The organism is Peptoniphilus rachelemmaiella, from assembly GCF_943169845.1.
GTDB lineage: Bacteria > Bacillota > Clostridia > Tissierellales > Peptoniphilaceae > Aedoeadaptatus > Aedoeadaptatus rachelemmaiella.
The window spans coordinates 17,061-33,968 of the sequence record NZ_CALPBW010000008.1; the positions used below are offsets into that span (position 1 = coordinate 17,061).

Annotated in this window: 21 protein-coding genes; 7 read left to right on the forward strand and 14 right to left on the reverse strand. The window is 53.7% G+C overall.

What is annotated here, in order from left to right:
• Nucleotides 1–5: 5 nt before the first annotated feature.
• From KO087_RS04620 to KO087_RS04635, 4 genes are read right to left on the reverse strand one after another with little or no spacing between them, the layout of a single operon-like run.
• Nucleotides 6–1,343 carry a TrkA C-terminal domain-containing protein gene (locus KO087_RS04620; RefSeq protein ID WP_215508133.1) on the reverse strand — a complete coding sequence of 446 codons (1,338 nt, stop codon included), beginning with the start codon at nt 1,341–1,343 and terminating at the stop codon, nt 6–8.
• Nucleotides 1,344–1,352: 9 nt separating this feature from the next.
• Nucleotides 1,353–2,807, reverse strand: coding sequence for a TrkH family potassium uptake protein (locus KO087_RS04625; protein WP_215508134.1), 1,455 nt, complete (start codon nt 2,805–2,807; stop codon nt 1,353–1,355).
• The gene (gene trkA, locus KO087_RS04630) at nt 2,785–4,167 is read right to left on the reverse strand and encodes a Trk system potassium transporter TrkA (protein ID WP_215508135.1); all 1,383 of its coding nucleotides are present in this window, start codon (nt 4,165–4,167) and stop codon (nt 2,785–2,787) included. The genes KO087_RS04625 and trkA overlap by 23 nt, the downstream gene beginning before the upstream one ends.
• 1 nt (nt 4,168) lies before the next feature.
• Nucleotides 4,169–4,414, reverse strand: a complete 246-nt coding sequence (locus tag KO087_RS04635) for a DUF896 domain-containing protein (protein WP_215508189.1) — start codon at nt 4,412–4,414, stop codon at nt 4,169–4,171.
• Between the two features lie 80 nt (nt 4,415–4,494).
• Between KO087_RS04635 and KO087_RS04640 the strand changes: the two genes are divergently transcribed.
• Nucleotides 4,495–5,019 carry an LURP-one-related/scramblase family protein gene (locus KO087_RS04640; RefSeq protein ID WP_215508136.1) on the forward strand — a complete coding sequence of 175 codons (525 nt, stop codon included), beginning with the start codon at nt 4,495–4,497 and terminating at the stop codon, nt 5,017–5,019.
• A 15-nt stretch (nt 5,020–5,034) separates the two neighbouring features.
• Nucleotides 5,035–5,394 carry an LbetaH domain-containing protein gene (locus KO087_RS04645; RefSeq protein WP_215508137.1) on the forward strand — a complete coding sequence of 120 codons (360 nt, stop codon included), beginning with the start codon at nt 5,035–5,037 and terminating at the stop codon, nt 5,392–5,394.
• Here KO087_RS04645 and KO087_RS04650 read toward each other — a convergent pair.
• Entirely contained in the window at nt 5,378–5,818 is a 441-nt protein-coding gene (locus KO087_RS04650; RefSeq protein ID WP_215508138.1) for a nucleoside deaminase, read from the reverse strand. The genes KO087_RS04645 and KO087_RS04650 overlap by 17 nt on opposite strands.
• A gap of 48 nt (nt 5,819–5,866) precedes the next feature.
• Here KO087_RS04650 and KO087_RS04655 point away from each other — a divergent pair, with 48 nt between their 5' ends.
• The 4 genes from KO087_RS04655 (at nt 5,867) to KO087_RS04670 (ending at nt 9,255) form a co-directional block, all read left to right on the forward strand.
• Entirely contained in the window at nt 5,867–6,697 is an 831-nt protein-coding gene (locus tag KO087_RS04655; RefSeq protein ID WP_215508139.1) for a M55 family metallopeptidase, read from the forward strand.
• Nucleotides 6,698–6,721: 24 nt separating this feature from the next.
• On the forward strand, nt 6,722–7,366 hold the full coding sequence (locus tag KO087_RS04660) for an HAD family hydrolase (RefSeq protein ID WP_215508140.1): 645 nt from the start codon (nt 6,722–6,724) through the stop codon (nt 7,364–7,366).
• On the forward strand, nt 7,363–7,926 hold the full coding sequence (locus tag KO087_RS04665) for a VanZ family protein (RefSeq protein WP_215508141.1): 564 nt from the start codon (nt 7,363–7,365) through the stop codon (nt 7,924–7,926). The genes KO087_RS04660 and KO087_RS04665 overlap by 4 nt, the downstream gene beginning before the upstream one ends.
• Nucleotides 7,927–8,001: 75 nt before the next feature.
• Nucleotides 8,002–9,255 carry a tetratricopeptide repeat protein gene (locus KO087_RS04670; RefSeq protein WP_215508142.1) on the forward strand — a complete coding sequence of 418 codons (1,254 nt, stop codon included), beginning with the start codon at nt 8,002–8,004 and terminating at the stop codon, nt 9,253–9,255.
• Here KO087_RS04670 and KO087_RS04675 read toward each other — a convergent pair.
• Nucleotides 9,215–9,406: a PspC domain-containing protein gene (locus KO087_RS04675; RefSeq protein ID WP_215508143.1), complete on the reverse strand. Its 192-nt coding sequence runs from the start codon at nt 9,404–9,406 to the stop codon at nt 9,215–9,217. The two genes, KO087_RS04670 and KO087_RS04675, sit on opposite strands and share 41 nt — an antisense overlap.
• A gap of 54 nt (nt 9,407–9,460) precedes the next feature.
• On the opposite strand from KO087_RS04675, the gene KO087_RS04680 reads away from it, so the two are divergent.
• Entirely contained in the window at nt 9,461–10,321 is an 861-nt protein-coding gene (locus KO087_RS04680) for a polyphosphate kinase 2 family protein (protein WP_215508144.1), read from the forward strand.
• A gap of 32 nt (nt 10,322–10,353) precedes the next feature.
• On the opposite strand, the gene panC is transcribed toward KO087_RS04680, so the two are convergent.
• From panC to cysS, 8 genes are all read right to left on the reverse strand, one after another.
• Nucleotides 10,354–11,211, reverse strand: coding sequence for a pantoate--beta-alanine ligase (gene panC / locus KO087_RS04685; protein ID WP_215508145.1), 858 nt, complete (start codon nt 11,209–11,211; stop codon nt 10,354–10,356).
• 4 nt (nt 11,212–11,215) lie between these two features.
• The gene (gene panB, locus KO087_RS04690; protein ID WP_215508146.1) at nt 11,216–12,043 is read right to left on the reverse strand and encodes a 3-methyl-2-oxobutanoate hydroxymethyltransferase; all 828 of its coding nucleotides are present in this window, start codon (nt 12,041–12,043) and stop codon (nt 11,216–11,218) included.
• Complete coding sequence (locus KO087_RS04695) at nt 12,040–12,909, reverse strand: Rossmann-like and DUF2520 domain-containing protein (RefSeq protein WP_215508147.1); 870 nt, start codon at nt 12,907–12,909, stop codon at nt 12,040–12,042. The genes panB and KO087_RS04695 overlap by 4 nt, the downstream gene beginning before the upstream one ends.
• 174 nt (nt 12,910–13,083) lie before the next feature.
• Nucleotides 13,084–13,623 (reverse strand): NYN domain-containing protein, encoded by a 540-nt coding sequence (locus KO087_RS04700; protein WP_215508148.1) that lies wholly within the window; start codon nt 13,621–13,623, stop codon nt 13,084–13,086.
• Complete coding sequence (gene rlmB / locus KO087_RS04705; protein WP_215508149.1) at nt 13,601–14,344, reverse strand: 23S rRNA (guanosine(2251)-2'-O)-methyltransferase RlmB; 744 nt, start codon at nt 14,342–14,344, stop codon at nt 13,601–13,603. The genes KO087_RS04700 and rlmB overlap by 23 nt, the downstream gene beginning before the upstream one ends.
• Nucleotides 14,329–15,102 carry an FAD-dependent thymidylate synthase gene (thyX, locus tag KO087_RS04710; RefSeq protein WP_215508150.1) on the reverse strand — a complete coding sequence of 258 codons (774 nt, stop codon included), beginning with the start codon at nt 15,100–15,102 and terminating at the stop codon, nt 14,329–14,331. The genes rlmB and thyX overlap by 16 nt, the downstream gene beginning before the upstream one ends.
• The gene (locus KO087_RS04715; protein ID WP_251374913.1) at nt 15,092–15,520 is read right to left on the reverse strand and encodes a Mini-ribonuclease 3; all 429 of its coding nucleotides are present in this window, start codon (nt 15,518–15,520) and stop codon (nt 15,092–15,094) included. Before KO087_RS04715 ends, thyX begins: the two co-directional genes overlap by 11 nt.
• On the reverse strand, nt 15,505–16,896 hold the full coding sequence (gene cysS, locus KO087_RS04720) for a cysteine--tRNA ligase (RefSeq protein WP_215508151.1): 1,392 nt from the start codon (nt 16,894–16,896) through the stop codon (nt 15,505–15,507). The genes KO087_RS04715 and cysS overlap by 16 nt, the downstream gene beginning before the upstream one ends.
• Nucleotides 16,897–16,908: the final 12 nt, after the last annotated feature.

Here is a 16,908-nt window from a genome sequence, read left to right on the forward strand (position 1 = left end):
CTTCGCTACATGGAAAACAGTTCCGTCAGGAAGCGCTTAGCCTTCCTGCGAATAAACTTCTGTAAATCTCCGGCACGTTCCGGCAAGAGGAAGAGGATTAAATGGTCCCCTTCTTTTAAGACCGTCTGCCCTTTGGCCAAGACGCTTTTTCCCTCCCGCTCGATGCCGCCGATTAAGAAACCTTCGGAAAGTCCCAAAGACTCGATGGTTTTTCCCGTGGCGTAAACATCTTCGCTTAAGACGATTTCGTAGATTTCCAAGGTGCCCGGGAACAGGTGCAGGGAGATTTCCGGCGGGCCGAAGAGATTGTTTTTAATCTGTTGGGACACGAGGAGCTCGCCGGAGAAAATGCCCCCGGTGTGCGCCACGTCCACCACCCGCATGTAGCGTTCATCTTTCAAACACAGGGCGATGTGCTCTTGCCCCGCATCTCGCGCCGCCGTGGCCACGAGGAAATTGTCCGCATCGTCGTCGGAAGCGGCAACGACACCGTCGTAGGCGGCGATGTCGATGTCTTCCATGGCTTCGGTGACGGGCCGGTCGATGACGTAGTTGACGCCGTAGGGATAGTGTCTGCCCCTGGAAAGCAGAAGCGTGTCCGCTTCTTTGGCCAGTGCCGCCTCAATGCTTTGGGCGCCTTTGCCGTCGCCGAAAACCAAAAAGCGCCGCTTGCGCTCAAGGCCTTCGAAGACATCCACTTTGGCGTAGCGCCGGCGGAAGCGACGCACGGCTTCGGTGCTACCTACCATACGCAGCACATCGTCGGCTTCAATGACGGTGCTTCCTTTGGGCACGATGATTTTTCCGCCGCGGCGGATGGTAACCAGAACCAATTCTTCCAAGGGACCGATGTTTTTTACCCGCCGCCCCACAAAGGCCGGATTGTCCGCCACGTCGATTTTTACCATGGCGGAGTCGAAGTTTTCGAAAATTTCCGTCTGCATGCCCGCCTCTTCATAAAAGAAGTGGTGCACGCGTCCCGCCAAAATGCTGCCGTAGTCGTAGACATAGTCGATGCCGAAGGTGGACTTGGTTTTTTCCAAGAGACGCCCCAGGGCGCTGTCATAAGCGATGAAGTGAATGGACCCGCCTCGCTTTGATAAAAGATTCGCCAGAGCCAAGGTGCGATTGGAATCGTCGCAAAAGACGAAGGCATCGGTTTTGTCGAAATCCATGGCCAAAACATCCTCTTCGTCTTCGTAATAATGGGCGTGAAAATCCCTGAGGGCTTTTTTCACTTGTTTCTCCCGGCGAATAAAAAATTCCACCGTATGATGTTCCCGAACCAAAGCATTCGCCAAGAGACGCGCTCCGGCGCCGGTTCCGATCATGGTAATGTGCATAGTGTTCTCCTAATTCATGTAACGATTGCCCCGTTGCGGCGCAAAGAGGGCGAGGATGGTGAAAAATTCCAAACGTCCCAAAAGCATGAGGGCCGAAAAGAGCAGTTTATACCCCGGCGCAAATTCCACAAAGGTGTTGGTAGGCCCGACGCCGGAAAAGCCCGGCCCCACATTGGACAAGCAGGTTAAACAGCCGGAAAAGGCCGTGAGAAAATCCACGCCTGAAAGGGCCGTGACCGCCGTCGAGGCGCCTAAAAGAATGATGTAGACGCAGACGAAGGCCACGATGCCGAAGATAACTTGGTCTTCCACGATTTTTCCGTTGACGCGAACGGGCATAATGGCGTTGGGGTGAATGCTCTTCACGATTTCCCGCTTCACAATTTTCCACAGGACCAAGATCCGAATCACCTTCATGCCCCCGGCGGTTGAGCCGGCGCAGGAACCGAAAAAGTACAGGGCGAGCAAAATGCATTTACTGAAGCCCGGCCATTGATCGTAGTCGGAAGAAGCGAAGCCCGATGTGGAAATAATGCTGGTCACTTGAAAAAGGGATTCTCTCAGCCCCAGGCCCGGGGTCATCTTCTTCGACAAAATTAAATTTAAAGCGATTAAAATCACGGCACCGGCCACGATTTTTAAATAGAGGCGGTATTCTTCATCTAAAAACATCTCCCGCCAGCGGCCGCCGACGGCCCGGGAGTAGAGGCTGAAGTTGGTGCCGCAGATCACCATAAAAACGGACATGATGATTAAAATGGCGGAATTGTCGATGTAGGCGGCGCAGGAATTGGCATGGGAGGAAAAGCCCCCGGTGCCTACGACGCCCAGAGTATGTACCACCGCGTCAAAAACATTCATGCCGGCAATAACCAAAAGCACGAAGAGCACGAGGGTAATCAGTAAATAGATTTTGTACAGGGCCTTGGCCGTGTCTTTCATGCGGGGCTCCACTTTCCCCGCCACGGGACCTGGGGTCTCCGCCTTGAAGATGCGAAAGCCGTTGCTTCCCACTCTGGGCAAAAGGGCCAGGGTGAAGACCAAAATCCCCATGCCGCCGATCCAGTGGGTCATGCTGCGCCACAGGACGATGCTCTTGTCGACGGCCTCCACATTGGGAATGACCGAGGCTCCGGTGGTGGTAAAGCCCGACACCGTTTCAAAGAGGGCGTCGATGTAGTTGGGGGTGCCGCCGCCTAAGTAAATGGGCACGGCGCCGATGAGGGAGGCGCAGATCCATCCCACGGCCACGATAAACAGGCCGTCGCGGCCGCGAATGCGTTCATGTTTTCGCGGCATGAAAAACAACACCGCGCCGACGACGAGCGCCACGGCGATGGCGATGAGAAAGGCTTGGATGCTGCCCTCTCCCCGGTAAATGCCGTAGAGAAGGGGCGGCATGAGAAACGCCCCTTCCACCATTAAAAGGGCGCCTAAAACATTAAACGCCGCTCCAAAGTTCATTAAATAGGCCTCCTGATTCCGCATTGTAGAAGTAATTTTTCATGACGTGGACACTTTCATGCTTGCAGAAGACGATGATCCGGTCGCCCTTTCTCAAGCAGGAGCGACCGTTTGGAATAATCACATCTTGGCCGCGGACGATGACGGCAATTAAAATGCCCTTGGGCAGAGACAGCTCGGCCAGCGGCGTATCCAACACCTTTAAATCCTCGTCCAGCTGAATTTCCGCCACTTCCATGTTGCCGTCGTACATGAGATTAATGGCCAGGGCGTCTTTTCCGCGAATCAATTTTAAGATCAACGACGCGGTAATAAAGCTGGGATTAAAGGTGGCATCGAGATTCAAGCGGTCCAAGACGCCGATGAAATTCACCCGGGAAATTTTGGCCACGGATTTTGTAATGCCCTCTTCTTTCATGGACAGGGCCATTAAAATATTGGTTTCGTCAATGCCCGTGGCGCCGATAAAGGCGTCGTAGGAATGAATCACTTCTTCTTCCAGCACATTAAAGTCCGTGCCGTCGCCGTGAATAACCACGGCATCGGGATGGCGCTCTTTCAAAGAAATGGCCTTGCCGTGATCTTTTTCGATGACCAAGACGTCGATGTTGTCTTTTAACAAAAGGCTGCACAAATAGTCCCCGAGCTTGCCGCCTCCTAAGATCATGACGCTTTTCGTGGGCTTCACCGCCGTCACCTTGGAGTGATCCCGGTCGAAGGCGTCGATGTTTTTCCGCGCGCCGATGACCAAAATCACGTCATTTTCCTTGAGCATGGTGTCCCCGGCGGGGATAAAGGTGTAGCCCCTGCGGGAGACGGCGGCGATGAGGAGATTGTCTAAATTGTTTAAGTCCATGAGCTTTTTGTTCACGAACTCTTTTTCCTGACCCACGTTAAATTCCACGAGCTTTACCTTGCCGCCGGCAAATTCGTCGGTCATGAGAGAGTATTTTTTCAGCAAATACTTTTCGATGGCCATGGCCGCCGCCCGCTCCGGATTGATGACATAGTCGATGTCCAGCTCCTCTTTAATGAGGCGGATTTGGGAGTGATACTTCGGGTTTCGAATGCGGGCGATGGCCTTTTTGCAGCCCAGCTTTTTGGCGATGCTCGTTACCAATACATTGGACTCGTCGCTGGTGACCGTGCCGATGATTAAATCGTAGTTTTGAATGTCCAATTCCCTGAGAATAGTAAAGTCCAGGGCATTGCCCAACACCGTCAACACGTCCAACTCGTTGTTGATCTTTTGAATCACCCGCGGGTCGTTGTCCAGCACGGTAATCTCGATGTTTTCTTCCACTAAAGAGCGGGCGAGGCGCATGCCTAATTTGCCGCCGCCCACGATAAGTGCGCGCATGTCATTGACCGTCCTTTTCCTCGGAAGATTTTTGTGCCGCTTTGGCTCGCTTTAATTTTTCCGGGGTAATGTCGTTGCCCTCTTCATCTAAAACGGTCGTATTTAAAAGCTGTTGTCGAAAGCCTTCGCGAAAGAGCTTTAAATAGGCTTTTCTCAAGCGATCTCTCTCCGCCACCTCTTCTTCGGTGAGCTCCCGTACTTTGGCTTCTCGCGCCAATTCATTAATACGCTTTAAAAGTTCATCCATCTTTTCCAAGGCGACCTCCTTATACAGATTCTTGTTTTTTCGATGCGGTATAGTACAATAAACGGGAAGGATGTGACACCATGATTCGATGCACTATGCGAGCTACCGCCGGTCCGCCGGCTGCCATGGCCTACGCTTTTTACGACGCGGACGGCCTAATGATTTTACAAAACAAGGACGATGCTCTCGTCGATCAATTCGACTACATCCTCCGCGAACTTCCCATGATACCCTATACTCTATCACTAATTGATGCCGATGGAAACGAGCGATTTCGCCTGGAGCGAAAAACGCCGCCTCCCTTTCAAACCCATGCCTTCCGCCTGTCTTTCGGCGGCGAGGTGGTGGACTTTTTCGAAGATAAAACCCGCTTTTCGCTTCCCAACCTCAGCTTTAACTACAGGGAAAAGAAATACGACATCGTGGGCTTTATAAGGAACAGGGAATTTTTCATCGAAGCAGATGAATTAAAGCTTATGTCTATGAAGGCGAGCCCCATTGCCGGCGGTAAAGAATACGCCGTAGCCATTTACGAGGACGCCCTTCCCCTGGCGGTGTATTTCGCCGCCGTCATCGTCATGGACATTTGCTTTCATAATTACTAAAGAAACGAGGCTGGAATGACAGATATGGAAAAAGACCGCATCATCATTAAAACAGGGGCCGTAGTGGATCCCGCGGCGAAAATTACGGCCACAGCAGATTTTCCCGCCGTCATCGGCGAATACACCATCGTCGCGGCCGGTGCGGAAATTAAGGGCGCATCCATCGGCGCCTACGCCACCGTGAAAAGCGGTGCATCCGTCGGCGAAGGGGTCTATGTAGGCGACTTTGCCGTGCTTAACGAAAACACCCGCCTCCCCGACGGCGCCAAGGTGCCTTCCCGCGCCGTAGCCGAGGGCGATCCCTTTTCCATCGTGCGGGGCCTCACCAAAGAAGAATTGGATGCGGCCAAGGCACGGGCTAGCGAAGGTCTTTAAAAAAAGATTGCATCAGCGCCCGGCACGCTTCGCCTAACACGCCCTCTTCCACCTTGACTCGGTGGTTAAAGGCGCGAAAGGCCGCAAGGTTTACCACGCTGCCTGCCGCACCGAAGCGGGGATTGTCCGTGCCGATTATAAGCCTGTCGATGCGACTGTTTAATATGGCGCCCATGCACATGGGGCAGGGCTCCACGGTGACGTAAAGGTCGCCGCCGATGCGCCAGCCTTCTGTGGCTTTGTCGGCCTCTTTCAGAGCCAGAATCTCTGCGTGATGCGTGGCGCTTTCGTCGGTCTCCGTGCGGTTGTGGCTACGGCCGATAATCACGCCGTCTCTTACGATGACGCAACCGATGGGCACTTCCCCAATAGCGTAGGCCTTCTTCGCCTCTTTCAAGGCTTCGTTCATGTAATACGAATCCATTCCCATTCCCCTTTCTTTCTTCTATCCTACCACGGAAAGGAGCCTTTAATGAATATCTATATTTCCTTCGACATGGAAGGCATCGGCGGCATCGACCGCTTCAGCGACGAATTCAAACGCACCGCCGCCTATTCGCAGGCCATTCACGCCCACTTTAAGGCGGTCATCGACGGCATTCACCAAAGCCGGAAAAATAAAGACATCGAAACCATTACCGTCGCCGACAGCCACGGAGACGGCAAAAATCTGGATTACCTCGCCCTTTCGGAGATGGACGAGCGCATCGAGCTGATCTCCGGCTACCCCCGTGGCGAATACATGATGAGCGGTTTGGATCGCCACGACGTGGTGATTTTTCTCGGCTACCACGCCTCCTGCGGCCAGCACCGGGCCAATATGGACCACTGCTATTCCACGGCCTTTCACCGGGTGAGCATTAACGGCATTAAATGCTCCGAAGCTATGATTAATCAAATTTACGCCAAGGAAAAGCACATTCCCGTGGGCCTGATTATCGGCGACAGCGGCCTTTACAGCCAATTGATTCTCGAAGGCTATATGCCCTATGTGGAATACGTGGTGACGAAAGAAAGCCTGGGGCACAATGCCGTCGTCCACCGCAATTTTCAAAAGGTGCGGGCGGAAATTACGGAAAAGGTGGCCCTGGTTTTGGACAAGGATCTCTCTACCTTGCCCCTCGGCGATTTAACCGCCCCCTACAATGTCACCATCGAAACAGACACCACCCTCACGGCGGACATGGCGGAAATGCTCCCCGGCGTGGTGCGCCTGGACGGCTACCGCATCGGCATGAGTTTCGATTCGGGCAAGGATTTACTCAACGGCCTTATGGCGCTGGAAGTGCTCGCACGCAAATAAATGCAACAAACAGAAAGGAACGCTATGAAAGCCATCGCATTCGACTTCGACGGAACCTTAATCGACTCCATGGGGATGTGGCGCAATTTAGGCCGCAATTTCGTGGAGTCCAAGGGCAAGGAATACACCGACGCCATTCACGATCAAATTACCACCATGAGCTTAAACCAATCCAGCGCCTTTTTTAAGCGGGAGCTGGAGCTTGAGGAGACGCCGGAGGAAATTTTTAACGAAATGGGCGCCATTTTGCTGGACGGCTACGGCAAAACCCTTCCCTTAAAAGAAGGCGCCTTAGAAGCCATTGAAAAGGCGCGGCGCCTGGGCCCGGTGGTTCTTGCCACGGCCACAAACGAAGAGCTTTTAATGCCCGCCTTGCATCGCTTTAAATTGGATCGTGCCTTCGATTTCATCCAAACCTGCGACGGCGTGGGCATAGAGAAAAGCGACATCACCTACTACCACATCTTGGCGAAGCGCCTCGAGGTGGCGCCCAATGAAATCATCCTCGTGGACGACGCCCACTACGCGCTGGCCGCCGCCAAAGAAGCGGGGCTTTACGTCGTGGCCGTAAAAGACACCTACAACCTTCCCTACCGGGATGCCATCGTCAAAGAAAGCGACGTGCTCCTGGACAGCTTACTGGATTTTGAACCGGAGAGGTATTTTTGATTTACTATGTACTGAAGATGACCCCTGTGGTGGTCTTCCTTTCCTTCTGTTCCTTTTCACTGATTCGCGCCCAACTTTTTTCCAGACAAAAAAAGAAGAGCAATCGCAAACGGGAGCGACTGCTCATCGCCTTTTCCACCTACTGTTTGTGGCTGTTGTCTTTTCTTTTCGTCGGCAACGAGCGCCTGGAAATGGGCGGCGTGATCTTGGGCATCGACACAGCCCTCGCCGATTGGAAGCTGAATTTAATTCCCTTCGCCACCATCAAGGCCTTTTGGCGCTACGGCTCCTTTACGGGCATGTTTTTAAATATTTTCGGCAACATTCTCATCGCCGTGCCCCTGGGCTTTTTTACCCCGGTGCTCTTTCGGCGAATGAGGGGCCGCCGATCCACCCTCTTGCTTTACGCCGGAGTCTTTCTCCTCGTGGAAACCTTGCAGTATTTCACCGGCAGAAGCGCCGACATCGACGATTGGCTCTTAAATATGCTCGGGGTCTTTTTGGGCTTTCTGCTTTCTGAAAAACCGCACCGCTTTCCCCCGACGATCTACCGCCGCTAGCACCTGAGGGTGCTTTTTTTCTTGCTTCTTGTTTCTTTTACGTCCTTTTTTTATAATAAGGGCGAGGAGGTTTCTATGCGAACCCTATTGACAAAAGTGCGGGTGAATCCGGCCAATCGTGTGCAGGTGGTGAATGCCTACTTGGCCCAGGCGGACACGGATTTCGCCCTGGTCATCGACGTAATCAATAACACCGACAAAACCGTCACCCTCTTAAAGGTGGACGTGCTTTTTATTAATGCCTTCGGCAAATTTATTTTCGACGAAACCGTCTTTCACCACAGCTACGAGCATCTGGCCTTAAAGCCCAAGTCCCTGTCTTACCTTCCCTACTGGATTTTAGACGAGCGCCACCACACGGCCAGGGGCGTGCGCATTCGCATATCGGAAGTGCATTTTCAAGACGGCACGAGAAATTACTACGACCGCACCAAGGAAATGTCCTATACCGTGCCCACGGTGCCCAAGGAAAAAAAGGACGAGCTGAAAAAGCTCTTCGGGCCGGACTTTTACACCTACGGCGAAAAAAACGGCACCATGTGGCGCTGCATCTGCGGCTTTACCAATGGCGAGGAAGACAACATCTGTCGCCACTGCAGCCGCTCCAAGGACTTCGTGCTCTCGGCGGTGACCGAGCGGCAGGTCAACAAAAAGCTCTTTCAGCTTTACGTCAACAAGGACCGAGATTTCGCCAATCGGGCCACGGCCTATGAGGAGACCATTCCCATTCGCCCCTTGGATGAAATCGATTTGGAGCGGGGCCTGGCCTCGGCGGAAAGGCCGTCGAAGAGAAAAGGCGCCGCCCTCTTTCTCGTCGCCGCCGCGGCGGCCATTGCCCTCACCCTCTTCGCCTTTCGCATTTACGACGGGGTGAACACGAAGCGCAATTACGACAAGGCCCAAAGCTGTATCGCCATGGGCGATTACGCCGCCGCCGAAGCCATTTACGACGATCTGCCGCCCACGGTGGACAATGTGGACATGGCCTTAAAGATTCAGGAGCTTGAAACCTTAAAGGCCTCCGACGCGTCCTACAAAAAGGCACTGGCCCTTTCCCGCGCAGGGGACAGCCTGGCCGCCTACGGTGCCTACAAGGAAGTGGTGAAGGAAGACCGCACCAATTACGCCAACGCCAAGGCCATGATCGAGAGCATCCAATCGGAAGCCATCGCCCGAGCCAATCGCTACGTGGAAGAGGGCAACAAAAAAGACGCCGAGGAACTCCTCGACGCCTTCCTGACGTTGGATCCGAAAAATGTGCGGCTCTTGCAAGCGAAAGACGCTGTCCTTACCAAGTCGCTTCTTCGGGAATCAACAGCGCGCAAATAATGTAGACCAACAGGCCGCTCCCGCCGCCTAAGGCGAAGAGAACCCATAGAACCCGCACAATGTTGGAGTCGATGCCGAAATACTCGCCTAAGCCGCCGCATACGCCGGCGAAAACGCGATCGGTGGTGCTTCGTCTCAATTCTTTTTTCATAATATCCTCCTGTCTCAATCACTATGTGTATTATACCCGAAAAGGCGGTGAATCATGAATACAAAGCAATACAAAGTCCCCGAAAAAACAAAGATCCATCTAAAAGATTACGCCACAACCTACGACGGGCCGCTGGATAAAAAAGAAGTGAAGAATAAACTTCTGCCCGATAATCTTCGTGCCATGGCCGCGTTGCAAGACGCCCTCTACGCCGAAAACACCCGGGGCATCGTCGTGGTCCTTCAGGCCATGGACGCCGCGGGAAAAGACGGCCTCATTAAACACGTCTTTACGGCCCTTAATCCCCAAGGCGTAACGGTAACGCCCTTTAAAGTCCCCAACAGCGAAGAGCTGGATCACGATTACCTGTGGCGCATCGCGAAAGCCTTGCCTCGCCGCGGCGAAATCGCCATTTTCAACCGCAGCCACTACGAAGACGTATTGGTCACTCGCGTCCACGATTTATTGAAAGAATCCCCCATGCCGAAGGACTTGGTGGACGAAAACATTTGGGCTCGCCGCTTTAAGGAGATCCGCGCCTTCGAAGATTACTTAAACGACAACGGCTTTGCCGTGGTGAAGTTTTTTCTCCATCTGTCCAAGGACGAGCAGAAAGCGCGGCTTTTGGAGCGAATCAATCGCCCGGAAAAGCACTGGAAATTTTCCGCCGCCGATGTGAACGAGCGGGCCTATTGGGAGGATTACCAAAGGGCCTACGAGGATTTAATCGCCCACACCGCCACGGAAAAATCCCCCTGGTACATTATTCCCGCCGACCGCAAGTGGTATGCCCGCTACGCGGTGTCGGAGATTATGCTTCGCCTTATGAAAGAGATGAACCCAACCTATCCGGAATTGGCACGGGAGGAAAAGGAAAATTTGGCCAAGTGGAAAAAGATTTTAGAAGAAGAATAAAAAAGGCGGCCCGCGGGCCGTCTTTTTCTGTGCTATTTCGCTAAGTCTTCTTTAAAAAAGCTATTGTCGATGAGGCGCGTTTTTCCGATGTAGACAGCCATGGCAATAAAACTGTCTTCCACCAAGGCCGCATCCCGTTCGAAATGGGGGAAGCGAAGAATTTCCACGTAGTCGATTTTCACCAGAGGCTCGCCTTGAATTTCTTTCGTTACCGCATCCAAGAGGGCGGCCACATTTTTTTCGCCTTCCCGAACCATGGCCTTGGCCTTTTTGATTGAGCGGGAGAGGACCACGGCGGCCTTTCGCTCCTTAGCATTTAAGTAGCGGTTTCTGGAGCTTTTCGCCAAGCCGTCGTCTTCCCGCACGATGGGGCAGGGCACGATGGTAAGGTCCATATTCAGATCGCGAACCATGGCTTCCACAATGGCCACCTGTTGCACGTCTTTTTGGCCGAAATAGGCCTTATCCGGCGTTACCAAATTGAATAGCTTGGTGAGCACCGTGGCGACGCCTGCAAAGTGAATGGGGCGGGTAATGCCGCAGAGAATGTGGGTCATGGACTCGGGGGGCGTCACGCGGAAGCCGAAGTTTTCCGGATACATTTCTTCCGGTTCCGGGTGAAAGACGATGTCCGCCCCTAAGCTTTCACAAAAGGCGCCGTCTTTGTCGATGTCCCGGGGGTATTCTTCGTAATCTTCCCCCGGTGCAAATTGTAGGGGATTAACAAACACCGACACCACCACCGTGTCATTTTCTTCGCGGCATTTTTTAATCAGGGAGCCGTGGCCTTCGTGTAAGGCGCCCATGGTGGGCACGAGGCCCACACTACCTTTGGCTTTTGCCGCTTCACAGGCGGCTTTTAATTCGTCTACGCGGGTAATAATCTTCATCGTCTTATTTGTCCTCCAGTAATCGTTCATCCATGGTAAATTCGTGTTCCTTTGTGGGGAAACTGCCCTCTTTCACCGCATCGTTGTAATCTTTAAATCCTTGCACCATGGCTTCGCCGATGTGGGCAAATTGATGCACGAATTTCGGCACGAAATCGTCGAACATGCCCAGCATGTCTTGATAGACCAAAACCTGCCCGTCGCAGTCCACGCCGGCGCCGATGCCGATGGTGGGTATGGAAAGCATTTCCGTGAGCTTCTTCGCAAGGGCCGCGGGCACACATTCCATAACTACGGCAAAGGCCCCCGCTTCTTCCACGGCTTTGGCATCGGCAAAGAGCTTGGCCACGGTGGCTTCGTCTTTTCCTTGAACGCGGAAGCCGCCGAAGGTGTTCACCGATTGAGGCGTGAGGCCGATGTGGGCGCAGACGGGGATCTTCGCATCCACAATGGCTTTAATGACCTCTTTCACTTCCGTGCCCCCTTCGAGCTTCACGGCGTGGGCATGGCCTTCTGAAATGAGGCGGCCGGCGTTGATGACGCTGTCGCGAATGCCGGTGGAGTAGGTTAAAAAGGGCATGTCGCAAATAATCAAAGGATGTTTTGCACCTCGTGCCACGGCGGCGGAGTGGTGGATCATGTCCTCCAGGGTGACGGACAGGGTGTCTTCATAGCCCAACATGGTCATGCCCAAGCTGTCGCCGACTAAAATGGAGTCGATCCCCGATTGATCCACCAGCTTCGCCGTGGAATAATCGTAGCAGGTAATCATGGTGAGCTTTTCGCCCGTCTCCTTGGCCTCTTTAAATGTGCGTACCGTTGCTTTTTTCATGCTTCTTCTCCTTTCAACAATCGACGCAAGTCGTCGTAGGGTCGATCCCCGTGTTTTTCCTCGGCGATGTCGGCCAAAATCAAGCTGGCCGCCCGGTAAAGGGCGTCTTCCTTTTCGTCGCCCTTTCGCGCCAAGGCGTCTAAGTGGCGGCGAATGGTGGTCATGTCACAACGCTCCACCGGCCCCGTAAGGGCGGCGGAGGGGCCCACATCGAAAATCTTCGCCAGATTTTTCTCGGCGAGGGGCTTTAATGCCGCCTTCGCTTCGGCTTCACTAAAGCCTACGTCCTTCATGAGGTCGAAGGCCATGGCGCTTACGGCCACGACTAAATTGCTCATAACCGCCGTGGCCAAATGGTAGGTGGCCTTGTCCGCACTTGTCATGACTTTATAAGGGATCTTGTGGGCATCGAGGCAGTCTTTTAAAACCGCCACCGCCTTCTCATCGCCCTCTAAAGTAAAAAACGCACGACCGACGGATGCGTATCCCGATTCCTTGTCGGCAAAGGCCAATAAGGGATGCATGGATGCGGCAGAAACGTCTTTGGTAGTACGATGGAAGAAAAGGGAAGAAGACAAACTGCCCGCCGTGTGGCAGAGAATCTTTCCCGAAATATTCAATTGTAAAAGGTCGCGCCACACACCTTCGATCACGTCGTCGGGGGTGGCGATTAGTATGACGTCGCTGGCTTCGACCAATTCATTTAAGGTCTCAAAGCACGCGCTCGCTGTCCTTTCTGCGCCGTAGGCTGCGCTTGAAAGGCTGCGGCTGTAGTAGCCGCTGATTTTTAGGGGCCCCGATGTAAACAGGGCGATGCCTAAGCTGACGCCGACTTTTCCGGCGCCGATAATGCCTACTCGCTTCATGTTATCACCTCGTTTGAGTGCAATACACATTGTTTCGATGGTTCATGTAAAAGTAAGTGTATAGTTTCCTTCGAATACTACCACAACCATTGTACGTTTCATTTTGCGGATTGACAAGGTTTTTTCAGAAAACGCTTGTCTGCGCAAACAAAAAACGAGAGGGCTTCCTCTCGCTTAGTTGTCTAATTGCCGCTTTAAATCTTCCAGTTTTTTCTTGTTCTCTTCGTCCATGGCGAGGTAGGCGCCTTTTTTCGTGCGAATGCGATTGGCTTCTTTTCGCGTCAAGGTTTTCGAACGCTTCACCAAAAGCTCCAGCTCACGGGCGCTGATGCGCTTGCCCCCGCGGGCGAGGATGATCTGTTGCTCCACATAATCGCTGGTGGCCACGGTGACATCCCGCACCCGGCCCATGGCGGCGATTTCGCTTTCGATGTAGCGATCGGCGGTGACGGTTTCTTTCGTAAAGACGATGTCCATGTGGGGCTTTTTTTCCAAGCTGCCTCCGTTGCCCTTTACCCGATAGGCATCGAAGACGAGGATGATGAAAATATGCTCCGTGGCGGCGTATTCTTCCAAGAGATCCACCAAAAGGGCCCGCGCCTCTTCCAGGTGCTCGTCGATGAGCCCTTCGAAATCGGACCAATAGTTGATGATGTTGTAGCCGTCGACGAATAAATAGCGGCCGTCTCGTCTATAGCGCCGATGCCTTGCCATGTCGCTGTCTCTTGATGTCGTAGAGGAAAATCGAGGCGGCCACGGAGGCGTTTAGGGAATCGAAGCCCCCGTCCATGGGAATGGAGAGCAGGCTGTCCACGTGTTCCTTCGTTTTCTCCGCCAGGCCCTTGCCCTCGTTTCCGATGACCACGGCGATGGGGCCGGTGAGATCCGCATCGTAGAGGGGGCCCTTTCCGCCGTCGGCGCCGTAGACCCAAATGTTTTTCGCCTTTAAATCGTCGATGGTGCGGTTCATGTTTGTGACCTTCGCCACGATCATGTGGTCCACCGCCCCGGCGGAGGTCTTATACACCGTGGCGTTTACGGCGGCGGCCCGATGTTTCGGAATCACCACGCCGTGGGCGCCCATGGCGTAGGCGGAGCGAATAATGGCGCCGAGGTTGTGGGGATCTTCGATGCCGTCTAAGAGCACGATCAGTGGATCCTCGCTTTTTTCTTCGGCCAGGGCCAACATAGCCTCCACGCTGCCGTAGGTGAAGTCGGAAATAAAGGCCACGACGCCTTGGTGATTTTGGCCTCCCGTCATTTCATCGAGGCGGGATTTTTCCCGCTCCTGAACGTAGATGCCCAGCTCCTTGGCGCGGCCGCGAATTTTTTTCATGGAGCCGTCTTTGGCGCCCTTTTGAATGTAAACTTTATCGGGCATTTTATCCAGGGCTTCCAAGACCGGGTTTCGGCCGTAGATCATGGTCGTTTCCATAGTTCCTCCTTGTAAAAGGCGCGGATTTCCTTGATTTTTCCGCAGGTCATGGCCCCTTCCGGGCAGGGCCCCGTGACACAGGCAGGCCCCGCTTGTCTGAACACTTCAGGGGCCACGGCGATGACTTCTTTTAACATGGCGAGGGCCATGTCGCGAATTTCCCACTGAGCCCGCATACACAGCCGCATGGTGAAAAAGTGCATCAGGCTTCTGGCATTCATGGTGACGACGATTTTCGTCTCGCAGGCATTGGGAAGCACGTAGCGGGCATCTTCGATGGCGCGCTTTTCCGCTGTGCGGGCCGCTTTCTTCTCGTCCATGCCCCCGGCGACAAGCTCTTTGATATAGGTCGTCTTCAACTGATCGCTTAACGCTTCGTAGGCCTTGTGGGCATCTTCCATGCTTTGGATGAAGCGGGCTTTGGCGGCTTCGTCTTTTTCGATGGCCTTGGGAATAATGTACTCAAACTGATCCAGACGCACGTAGCGCTGGGATTGTTGGGAGTAGCTGGCCAGGCGGTGGCGCACCAGTTGATGGGTCAAAACCCGACTCACCCCTTCTACGGCAAAGGTGAAGCTGATGTGTTCCATGGGCGAGGCGTGGCCCATGTCGGCGAGCATGGCGACGAAGCGAGCAATTTCCGCCTCGTCTAATTTCTCTTCGATGCCGTCGACCCCCACCGGGGAGTAGCAAAGTTTGGCCGCTTTGGCGATGGTGGCCGCCCCGTCCGGGGTGTATGCAATGAGTTTAACCTTCATTTTCCCATATCCTCTCAATTTCTTTAAAGTATTCCAAAAGCCGCACCGTGTTTCCCGAACTGTACAAATAGCCGATTAAACACTCAAATCCCGTGGCCCGTCGGTAATCGGCCACGGAGGCATTTTTCGCCGTGGTCTTCGGATGGGCGTTGCGCCCGCGGCGAAAGACGGCGGCCTCTTCTTCCGTGAAAAAATCCTGCAATTCTTCGGCAAGGGCGGACTGAGCCGACGCCTTGGCCCGCTTCGCGCTCGCCCGATGGAGGCGGGCCACCTTTTCGTTTCGGTGAAGGATACGGCTTCTGATAAAGAGTTCGTAAACGCAATCCCCTATGTACGCAAGAACGAGGGGATTTTGCCCCCTCGCCTCGTCTTCCGTCCACATGGGTGCGGAAAAATATCCTCTTAAATCCTCTTCCACAAAGTGCCCTCTCTCGTATCTTCGATGGCAATGCCTTTTTCGAAGAGTTCGTCGCGAATGGCATCGGCCCGGGCGAAATCTTTGTTGGCGCGGGCGGCCTTCCTTTCTTCTAACAGGGCTTCGATTGCACTGTCTTCGTCGGCTTCTTCCCGGCGATACAAAATGCCCAAGACCCCTGCCAGTTCCATAAAGGTGTCGTAGGCCAATTGCAAGCTGTCTTTCTTCGGCCCTTTGGCGATAAAGGTGTTAATCTCTCTCGCCAAGGTGAAGAGGGCGCCGGTGGCGCGGGCCGTGTTCAGGTCGTCTTCCATGGCCGCCATAAATTCTTCTTTTTCGCGGCTGACGACGCCGTCGAAATCGGCGTCTTTCCCCGCTTCCATGTCGCCCTTTAAAAGCTGTTCCATGTGGTCCCTGACGCCGTAGAGCCGGTCCAGACCCGCCTTGGTTTGTTCCATGGCGTCGTAGGAGTAGTTAATGGGGCTGCGGTAGTGGGCGCTTAAAAGGAAGAAGCGCAGCACTTCCAAGTCGAAGACATTGGCCACTTCACGCACCGTAAAGAAATTGCCCAAGGACTTGCTCATCTTCGTGCCGTCGACGGTAATCATGCCGTTGTGGAGCCAGTAATTGGCAAAGGTCTTGCCCGTTAATGTTTCCGATTGGGCGATTTCATTTTCGTGGTGCGGAAATTGCAAGTCTTCCCCGCCGGAGTGGATATCGATGGTTTCGCCCAGCAGGGTCTTGGCCATGACGGAGCATTCAAGGTGCCAACCGGGACGGCCGTCGCCCCAGGGGCTCGCCCAGAAGGGTTCCCCTTCTTTTTTGCCCTTCCACAGGACAAAGTCGCCGGGATTTTTCTTCGCGCTGTTGACTTCGATACGGGCGCCGCTTTGCAGCTCGTCGATGTTTTTTCCGGAGAGCTTGCCGTAGCCCTTGGCCTTGGTAATGTCAAAGTACACGTCGCCGTCGGCGGGATAGGCCGCGCCTTTTTCCACGAGGCCCGAGACAAATTCCAACATGGGCTCGATAAATTCCGTGGCCCGGGGATTAATGGTCTTGTAGGTGTAGAGATTCAACCCGTTGGCATCTTGCATAAACTCGCCGATGTAGCGATCGGCCACGTCGAAGACCGTGGTATTCTCGTCCTTGGCCCGATTAATCAACTTGTCGTCGATGTCCGTAAAGTTGACGACGAAATCCACGTCGTAGCCTTTATATATAAAGTAGCGGCGCAAGGTATCGAAAACCACCAAGGGGCGGGCATTGCCCACGTGAATGAAATTGTAGACCGTGGGGCCGCAGTTGTACATGCGTACCTTTTTTTCTTCGAGGGACTTGAATTCCTCTTTTTGTCGCGTCATGGAATTAAATAATTTCACGTCTATCCCCTT

What these genes read in the sequence shown, in the direction of transcription:
- KO087_RS04650 (WP_215508138.1), bottom strand. Translation starts at nt 5,818, where the DNA reads ATGGATTCGTATTACATGAACGAAGCCTTGAAAGAGGCGAAGAAGGCC.
- panB (WP_215508146.1), bottom strand. Translation starts at nt 12,043, where the DNA reads ATGAAAAAAGCAACGGTACGCACATTTAAAGAGGCCAAGGAGACGGGC.
- KO087_RS04680 (WP_215508144.1), top strand. Translation starts at nt 9,461, where the DNA reads ATGAATACAAAGCAATACAAAGTCCCCGAAAAAACAAAGATCCATCTA.
- KO087_RS04635 (WP_215508189.1), bottom strand. Translation starts at nt 4,414, where the DNA reads ATGGATGAACTTTTAAAGCGTATTAATGAATTGGCGCGAGAAGCCAAA.
- KO087_RS04670 (WP_215508142.1), top strand. Translation starts at nt 8,002, where the DNA reads ATGCGAACCCTATTGACAAAAGTGCGGGTGAATCCGGCCAATCGTGTG.
- KO087_RS04700 (WP_215508148.1), bottom strand. Translation starts at nt 13,623, where the DNA reads ATGGCAAGGCATCGGCGCTATAGACGAGACGGCCGCTATTTATTCGTC.
- KO087_RS04640 (WP_215508136.1), top strand. Translation starts at nt 4,495, where the DNA reads ATGATTCGATGCACTATGCGAGCTACCGCCGGTCCGCCGGCTGCCATG.
- KO087_RS04660 (WP_215508140.1), top strand. Translation starts at nt 6,722, where the DNA reads ATGAAAGCCATCGCATTCGACTTCGACGGAACCTTAATCGACTCCATG.
- KO087_RS04675 (WP_215508143.1), bottom strand. Translation starts at nt 9,406, where the DNA reads ATGAAAAAAGAATTGAGACGAAGCACCACCGATCGCGTTTTCGCCGGC.
- KO087_RS04625 (WP_215508134.1), bottom strand. Translation starts at nt 2,807, where the DNA reads ATGAACTTTGGAGCGGCGTTTAATGTTTTAGGCGCCCTTTTAATGGTG.
- panC (WP_215508145.1), bottom strand. Translation starts at nt 11,211, where the DNA reads ATGAAGATTATTACCCGCGTAGACGAATTAAAAGCCGCCTGTGAAGCG.
- KO087_RS04655 (WP_215508139.1), top strand. Translation starts at nt 5,867, where the DNA reads ATGAATATCTATATTTCCTTCGACATGGAAGGCATCGGCGGCATCGAC.
- KO087_RS04645 (WP_215508137.1), top strand. Translation starts at nt 5,035, where the DNA reads ATGACAGATATGGAAAAAGACCGCATCATCATTAAAACAGGGGCCGTA.
- KO087_RS04695 (WP_215508147.1), bottom strand. Translation starts at nt 12,909, where the DNA reads ATGAAGCGAGTAGGCATTATCGGCGCCGGAAAAGTCGGCGTCAGCTTA.
- KO087_RS04620 (WP_215508133.1), bottom strand. Translation starts at nt 1,343, where the DNA reads ATGCACATTACCATGATCGGAACCGGCGCCGGAGCGCGTCTCTTGGCG.
- thyX (WP_215508150.1), bottom strand. Translation starts at nt 15,102, where the DNA reads ATGAAGGTTAAACTCATTGCATACACCCCGGACGGGGCGGCCACCATC.
- rlmB (WP_215508149.1), bottom strand. Translation starts at nt 14,344, where the DNA reads ATGGAAACGACCATGATCTACGGCCGAAACCCGGTCTTGGAAGCCCTG.
- trkA (WP_215508135.1), bottom strand. Translation starts at nt 4,167, where the DNA reads ATGCGCGCACTTATCGTGGGCGGCGGCAAATTAGGCATGCGCCTCGCC.